The following is a 7384-nucleotide window of genomic DNA, read 5'->3' as shown; positions in this document are numbered from 1 at the left end:
TCGCGGGCCCGCGTCGGCTTGTGTCGGTCGCGTCGGCTGGTATCGGCCGTCCGGCGTCGGTCGGTCCGGCGTCGGTCGTCCGGCGGTCCGACGCCATCGGTGGGTCGTCTTCGGTTGATCGTCTCGCGTCTGTCGTCTTCGGTGAGTCGCCTTCGGCGTCTGCCGTACCTGGCGTCCGCCGTCCAGCGTCCCTCGGCGGCGTGGGGCGTCCCTGGTTCGGCGCCGGTCCCGTGCTCGCGGACCGGCGCCGCACTCGTCCGTTGGTCTTCGACCAGACCCGGGTCCGCGCGAAGGCGACGAAGGGCGGGCGCGGGCAGCCTCCGCTGCTACGGGAGCCGTCCGCCGCTTCCGTGGTCCGCGAGGGCGGTCAGTACCCGGTCCGGCGTCAGGGGCAGTTCGCGCAGACGGACCCCGGTGGCGTGGTGGACGGCGTTGCCGACGGCGGCCGCCGTGCCGACGATGCCGATCTCGCCGATCCCCTTGCTGCCCATGGGGTTGAGGTGCGGGTCGTCCTCGTCGACCCAGTACGCCTCGACCGCCGGGACGTCCGCGTGCACGGGCACGTGGTACGAAGCGAGGTCGGACTCCGTGAAGTCGCCGAACGGCGCGTCCATCGTGCTGCCCTCGGTGAGCGCCATGCCCAGGCCCATCGTCATGCCGCCGATGAACTGGGAGCGCGCCGTACGGGAGTTGAGGATGCGCCCGGCGGCGTAGACGCCCAGGAGGCGGCGGACCCGCACCTCGCCGGTGACGGTGTCGACGGCGACCTCGGCGAAGTGGGCGCCGAACGCGTGCCGGGCGTGGCCGCTCTCGGCGTCGGCGGTGCCCGACGTGTCCGCACGCTCCTCGATGCCGCCGTCCGGGAGCGGTCCCCCGTGGTCGGCCAGGCTCGCCCGGAGCCGGGCGCACGCCTCGTGCACGGCCCAGCCCCAGGAGGCGGTGCCCGAGGAGCCGCCGGCGAGCGGGGCCGGGGGCAGGTCGCTGCTCCCCACCTCGGTGCGGACGCGGTCGAGCGGGACGCCGAGGGCGTCGGCGGCGACCTGCGCGAGGACGGTGCGCGCGCCGGTGCCGATGTCGGTGGCGTTGACGCTGATCACGAAGTCGCCGTCGGGCAGGGCGCGGGCCGTCGCCGTGGAGGGCGAGACCAGCACCGGATAGGTGGCCGCCGCCACGCCCGATCCGATCAGCAGGGGCCCCTCGCGCCGAGAGCGCGGGCGGGGGTCACGGCGGGGCCAGTCGAACCGCCGCGCCCCCTCGCGCAGGCACTCGACCAGATGGCGGCTGCTGAAGGGCTTGCCGCTGTCGGGCTCGGTGTCCGGCTCGTTGGCGATCCGCAGCTCGACGGGGTCCATCCCGAGCTCGACGGCCAGTTCGTCCATGGCCGACTCCAGGGCGTACATGCCCGGGGCCTCGCCCGGGGCGCGCATCCAGGACGGGGTGGGGACGTCCAGCGGTACGACCCGGTGCGTGGTGAGGCTGTGCGGTGAGGCGTACATGACCCGGGTGGGCATGGCGGCCTGCTCCACGAACTCCTTGATGCGCGAGGTGTAGGTGGTCACCTCGTGGAGCACCGAGGTCAGGGTGCCGTCCGCGCTGGCGCCCAGCCGGACGCGCTGGAGCGTGGAGGCGCGGTGGCCGACGACGGCGGGCAGCCGGCGGCGGGGCAGGTTGAGGGTGACGGGGCGGCCGGTCACGCGGGCGGCCATCGCCGCGAGCACCACGTGCGGACGCGGGGTGCCCTTGGACCCGAAGCCGCCGCCGACGTGCTCGGACCGCACCGTGACGTGCTCCTCGGGGATGCCGAACAGCTGCGCCAGCACGGTGCGCACGGTCGTGGCCCCCTGGCTGGAGTCCTGCACGACGAGCCGGTCGCCCTCCCAGCGGGCGGTGGCGGCGTGCGGTTCCATCGGGTGGTTGTGCAGCGGGGGCACCCGGTAGTCGGCGTCGACGCGGACCGGCGAGGAGCAGAAGGCGCCTTCGGGGTCGCCCTGTTCGCGGTGGGCCGGGTAGCCGCCGTTGGCCTCCTCGGGGACGTACGCCGCCGGATGGCCCTCGGTGAGGGTCACGTCGTGGTCCTGGACGGCGTAGTCGACGCGTACGGCGGCGGCGCCCTCGCGGGCCGCCTCCAGGGTCTCGGCGACGACCAGGGCCACGAACCAGCCGCGGTGCGGCACCCGGTCGTTCTGCAGCACGGCGAGCGTGGCGTCGTCGGGCTCGGCCAGCCGGGGCGCGTTCTCGTGCGTGAGCACCGACAGCACGCCGGGCACGTCGAGAGCGGCGGCGGTGTCGACGGCCCGAACGGAACCGGCGGCGACGGTGGCGGGCACGGGCCACGCGTGGGCGCGGCGCGGAAGGGGGTGTTCGGCGGCGTAGCGGGCGGCGCCGGTGACCTTGTCGCGGCCCTCCCGGCGCTCGGCGGGCGCGCCCAGCGCGGTACCGGTGTCGGCCATGAGTCCTCCTGGTGCGTGCCCGGTTCCGGCCTGGTCGGGTGCCGGTACGGGTCGGGGGTTCGGGTGACGACGGCGCGGGCCGTTCAGGACACGGTCCGGGTGACGGGGGTGCGGGCCGTCCGGGACGCCGGGTTCAGGTGACGGCGGGCGGCGCGAGGCGGCCCAGTACGTCGACGGCGAGACCGCGGGCGAGGGTCACCTTGTAGGCGTTGTCGCGCATCGGCCGGGCGGCCTCGAGTTCCAGGTCCACGGCGTGCTCGAAGGCGGCCGTGGTGGGGGCCGCCCCCAGCAGCGCCTCCTCGGCGCGGCGGGCCCGCCAGGGCCGGTGGGCCAGTCCGCCGAACGCGATCCCGGCGCGCCGCACGACGCCGTCGGACACGTCGAGGACGGCGGCGACGGACGCGAGCGCGAAGGCGTACGAGGCACGGTCGCGGGCCTTGTGGTAGGCGGAGGGAAGTCCGGACGTGGACGCGGGGAGCAGCACCCCGGTGACGAGTTCGCCCGGACGGATCTCGGTGTCGCGCTCCGGAGTGTCGCCGGGGAGCCGGTGGAACTCGGCGACCGGGACACTGCGCCGGCCGTCGCCTCCGTACAGCTCCACGCGCGCGTCGAGTGCGGCGAGCGCGACGGCCATGTCGGAGGGGTGCGTGGCGATGCAGTGCTCGGAGTGTCCGAGCACCGCGTGGTCGCGGTGGACGCCGTCGCGCGCGCCGCAACCGGAGCCGGGGCGGCGCTTGTTGCAGGGTTTGTCGACGTCCTGGAAGTAGGGGCAGCGGGTGCGCTGGAGCAGGTTGCCGCCGGTGGTGGCGACGTTGCGCAGCTGCCCCGAGGCGCCGGCGAGGAGCGCCTGGGAGAGCACGGGATAGCGGTCCCGGACGGCGGGGTGGGCCGCGAGGTCGCTGTTGCGCACCGTCGCTCCGACGCGCACCGAGCCGTCGGGCAGCTCCTCCACGGTGTCCAGGGGCAGGCGGCTGACGTCGACGAGGGCGGCGGGCTCCTCCACGCCGAGCTTCATCAGGTCCACCAGGTTGGTGCCGCCGCCGAGGTAGCGGGCGCCGGGGTGGGCGGCGTAGGCGTCGGCGGCCTCCTCGACGCTCTCCGCGCGTACGTAGGCGAAGGGTTTCACCGGATCACGTCCTCGACGGCCTCGACGATGTGCGGATAGGCGCCGCAGCGGCAGAGGTTGCCGCTGAGCCGCTCGCGGATCTCGTCCGCGTCCAGCGGTACCGGCCGTCCCGAGGGCGTGGCCGGGTCGGTCACGTGGGAGGGGTGGCCCGCCTCCGCCTCGGCCACGGCGCCGACGGCGCTGCACAGCTGTCCCGGTGTGCAGTAGCCGCACTGGAAGGCGTCGCGGTCCAGGAACGCCTGCTGGAGCGGGTGCAGCGCCTCGCCGTCCCCGCCGGCGAGGCCCTCGACGGTCGTGATGTCGGCGCCGTCGAGGGCGACCGCCGGCAGGAGACAGCTGTTGACGCGCCGGCCGCCCACCAGGACCGTGCAGGCACCGCACTGGCCGTGGTCGCACCCCTTCTTGGCGCCGGTGAGGCCGAGGTCCTCGCGCAGCACGTCCAGCAGGACGGAGCGGTGGTCGACGGTGAGGGTGTGCGGCTTGCCGTTCACCCGGAGGGTCACCTCGGAGTGGTGGCGGTCGGGTGAGGTGGCGGGGCGCGCGGAGTCGCGGTCCACGGATGTCCTCCAGGTGAGGGGCGGGCGGGGGCGTCCGGCCGTTACAGGGGGCCGGTCTCGTCGTCCGGGATGCGGTGGACGGCGGCCTCCTCGGCGGAGGCCGCACCGCCGTCGATGCCCACGTCGTCGGCGAGCATGTCCTTCTCGGCGTCCTCGTGGACGCCCTCGTCGGGTGCGACCAGGCGGCCGGCGCGGTCCTGCCCGACCTCGTCGTCCAGCGGTTCGCCCTCGCCGTCGGGGAGGTCGCCCACGCCGTCACCGGTGTCGGGCTCCTCCAGCGCCGGGTCCGGCAGTTCCTCGGCGAGCCGCTGGTCCAGGCTCTCGCCCTCCCGCTGCTCCCGTGCCGTGGTTCCCTCGTGGTCCACGGCGAGGGGCCGCTCGGGCGGGGACCAGCCCTCCTCGTACGGGTCGGACTCGCGGTCGGAGAGGGTGTCCTCCAGGTCGAGGACGCCGTCGTCCTCCCGGCCCTCGGTCCCGTCGGGCTGGTAGACCTCGTCGCCCATCACTTCTTCGCCGTTCTCACTGCCCATGTTTCTGTGTCCTCCGGACGGACGGATGTCATTGCCTTGCAGCCCGCGTATCCAGGCTGCGGCAGACCACACGTTCCGGCACGCCAGGGACTCCTGATGAACACGGTGCGTGACGGTTCGGGGGAGTTGCCGGGGCTCCGCGTCGCCGGGCGGCGCGCGGGCGCCGGTGTGAGACTGCTGCTCAGAACACCCGGGCCACGGGCGGCGACGCGCGACGAGGGGAGAACAGGTGGCGGCGGCAGACAGCGAGGAAGCGCTCCTGACGGAGTTCCTCGCCGATCCGGACAACGCGGCGCTGGACCTCACCACGGCGGTGGCGCGGTGCTCCAAGGCCCTGGGCCTCCAGCACTCCGTGGTGTACCTCGCGGATCTGCAGCAGCGGGAGCTCGTGCCCCTGACGGACGTGGCCTCGACGCTCGAGATCGACGGCTCCCTCGCGGGCTGGACGTACCGCACGCAGTCGCTGCGCGTGGAGGAGTCCGAGCTGGGCGGGATGACGGCGTGGCTGCCGCTGCTGGACGGGGCCGAGCGGCTCGGCGTCCTCGCGGTGCACTGCCCGTCCCTCGACCCCCTGTCGCTGCGGCGCGGCCGGACCCTGGCCACGCTGCTCGCGATGATGATCACGTCGAAGCGCGCCTACAAGGATTCCTTCGTACGGCGCACCCGCACCGAACCGATGCAGCTGCCCGCCGAGATGCTCCGCGCGTTCCTCCCGCCCCGCACGATCGGCAACACGCACGCCGTGTCGACGGCCGTCCTGGAGCCCGCCTACCAGATCGGCGGGGACGCCTTCGACCACTCGCTCACGGAGACGACGCTGCACGTCTCGGTGCTCGACGCCATGGGGCACAACCTGGCGTCGGGGCTGACCACGGCGGTGTCGCTGTCCGCCTGCCGCAACGCCCGCCGGACGGGGGCGGATCTGCCGGAGCTCGTGGAGTCCGTGGACGCCGCGCTGGGCGAGTGGCTGCCGGACCAGTTCTGCACCTCGGTCCTGTGCCAGCTCGACCTGGCCACCGGGCTGCTGCGGTGGATCAACTGCGGGCACCCGCCGCCCCTGCTCATCCGTGACGAACGGGTGGTGGAGGGTGCCATGGACCGCGACGCGGAGCCGCCCATGGGGCTGCCCTCCCTGCTCGCCGCGCGGTCGCGCCACGTGCACGAGCTCACCCTGGAGCCGGGCGACCGGGTCCTGATGTACACCGACGGCGTCACCGAGGCACGGACCTGGGACGGCGGCTTTTTCGGCCTCGAACGGTTCACCGACTCCGTCATCCGCGCCACGGCGGGCGGTGAGCTGGCGCCGGAGGTGCTGCGGCGGCTCATCCACTCCATCGTGGAGTCCCAGAGCGACCGTCTTCAGGACGACGCGACGATCATCCTCTTCGAGTGGCGTCCGCCGACCCGGTGACCCCCTCCGTCATCCGGCCCTGAACGGGCCCTCCAGTGCGGCCCACTGGAGCAGCATGATGGTCTTCGCGTCGGCGATCTCGCCGGTGCGGATCATCTCCAGGGCCCTGCGGAAGGGGAGTTCGACGATCTCGATGTCCTCGCCCTCCTCCTCCAGGCCCCCGCCCTCGTGCGTACGGGTGGACGGGCCGTACGAGGCGGCGAAGAAGCTCACGCGTTCGGTGACCGAACCGGGGCTCATGTAGACGTCGAAGACGTGCCGGACCTCGCCGATGGTGTGCCCGGTCTCCTCCACCACCTCGCGCCGTACGGCGACCTCGGGGTGCTCGTCCTCCTCGTCGAGGAGTCCGCCGGGCGTCTCGACGAGCATGCCGTCGGGGTGGCCGTTGACGTACACGGGGTAGCGGAACTGCCGGGTGAGGAGCACTGTTTCGCGCTCGGCGTCGTACAGCAGCATGGTGGCGCCGTTGCCGCGGTCGTGCGTCTCGCGTTCCTGGGTGCTCCAGGTGCCGTCGGCGTGCCGGAAGTCGAAGGAGGTGGTGCGCTCCACGTACCAGTGGCTGGAGAGCAGCGTCACGTCGCGGATCCTGACCCGCGGGTTGCCGGTCAGGTCCCGGCCGGTGCGGTCGAGTCCGGTGCGGCCCCGGCGGTCCGGGGTGTCGATGCCGGCGGTCACCGGACGCGGGTGGGGCGCGTGGGGCTGAAGTTGGTCATGCACGCTTCTACCATTTCGTCCCGGTCGCTGTCAGAGCGGGACCCACCTGGGGTGGAGGTTCCGGCGTGCGCGGCGACGGAGGTTCCGGGGGTCATGACCATCGGGGCGGTCGCACGTCTAGGCTCACGGCATGGAACAGACGGAGATCATCCTGCGAGCCATCGGCGTCCTCACCGAGACCAACGCGATGGTCCGCAGGATCGCTCAGGACGAGGACGCCGAGGTCGACGCGACCCAGACGCAGCTCGGCGCGCTCGTGACGGAGGTGTTCCCCAGTGTCGAGGTGCCCGCGGACGCCGGTCCCGCCGAGGCCGGGCAGGCCGTCGCGGACGCCTATCTGCCCGCGACCATCTCGCTGGTGGGCGCCTTCGCGTTCCTCTTCTCCGAGCTCGCCGACGTGCACGACTCGGGTCGCACGGACGTCAAGTCGGCGGATCTGCTCCAGGAGCTGGCCCTGCGCATGTCGCGGGCGGGCGACGAGGGCTGACGGCCGGCGTTGCCGGCAGTGCCGGGGGGGGGGCGGGCGGGCACCGGGGCGCGCCAGGTGGGGGGGGGGCTGGGGGGGTGTGGTCGGGGTGAGGGGGCGGGCGCCCCCG

The 7384-nt window shown here is 73.9% G+C and carries 7 protein-coding genes; 2 read left to right on the top strand and 5 right to left on the bottom strand.

Going from position 1 to position 7384, the window contains the following annotated elements; translation table 11 throughout:
• Positions 1-326: 326 nt before the first annotated feature.
• The 4 genes from ACWGIS_RS36115 to ACWGIS_RS36100 all read right to left on the bottom strand — a co-directional run bounded on the left by ACWGIS_RS36115 (position 327) and on the right by ACWGIS_RS36100 (position 4663).
• Complete coding sequence (locus ACWGIS_RS36115) at positions 327-2450, bottom strand: xanthine dehydrogenase family protein molybdopterin-binding subunit (protein WP_453366750.1); 2124 nt, start codon at positions 2448-2450, stop codon at positions 327-329.
• A gap of 133 nt (positions 2451-2583) precedes the next feature.
• Positions 2584-3576 carry an FAD binding domain-containing protein gene (locus ACWGIS_RS36110; protein WP_453366749.1) on the bottom strand — a complete coding sequence of 331 codons (993 nt, stop codon included), beginning with the start codon at positions 3574-3576 and terminating at the stop codon, positions 2584-2586.
• Entirely contained in the window at positions 3573-4133 is a 561-nt protein-coding gene (locus ACWGIS_RS36105) for a (2Fe-2S)-binding protein (RefSeq protein ID WP_453366748.1), read from the bottom strand. The genes ACWGIS_RS36110 and ACWGIS_RS36105 overlap by 4 nt, the downstream gene beginning before the upstream one ends.
• 41 nt (positions 4134-4174) lie before the next feature.
• On the bottom strand, positions 4175-4663 hold the full coding sequence (locus tag ACWGIS_RS36100) for a DUF5709 domain-containing protein (protein WP_453366747.1): 489 nt from the start codon (positions 4661-4663) through the stop codon (positions 4175-4177).
• Positions 4664-4892: 229 nt separating this feature from the next.
• Between ACWGIS_RS36100 and ACWGIS_RS36095 the strand changes: the two genes are divergently transcribed.
• Positions 4893-6074, top strand: a complete 1182-nt coding sequence (locus ACWGIS_RS36095) for a PP2C family protein-serine/threonine phosphatase (protein ID WP_453366746.1) — start codon at positions 4893-4895, stop codon at positions 6072-6074.
• Between the two features lie 9 nt (positions 6075-6083).
• Here the strand turns inward: ACWGIS_RS36095 and ACWGIS_RS36090 are convergent, their stop codons facing one another.
• Positions 6084-6749 (bottom strand): NUDIX domain-containing protein, encoded by a 666-nt coding sequence (locus ACWGIS_RS36090; RefSeq protein WP_453366751.1) that lies wholly within the window; start codon positions 6747-6749, stop codon positions 6084-6086.
• Between the two features lie 169 nt (positions 6750-6918).
• Between ACWGIS_RS36090 and ACWGIS_RS36085 the strand changes: the two genes are divergently transcribed.
• Positions 6919-7275, top strand: a complete 357-nt coding sequence (locus tag ACWGIS_RS36085) for a hypothetical protein (protein ID WP_453366745.1) — start codon at positions 6919-6921, stop codon at positions 7273-7275.
• Positions 7276-7384 lie beyond the last annotated feature (109 nt).

Source organism: Streptomyces sp. NPDC054842, from assembly GCF_053611025.1.
Note: the sequence above shows the minus strand (reverse complement) of the source record. Positions and strands in the feature narration are given on the sequence as shown.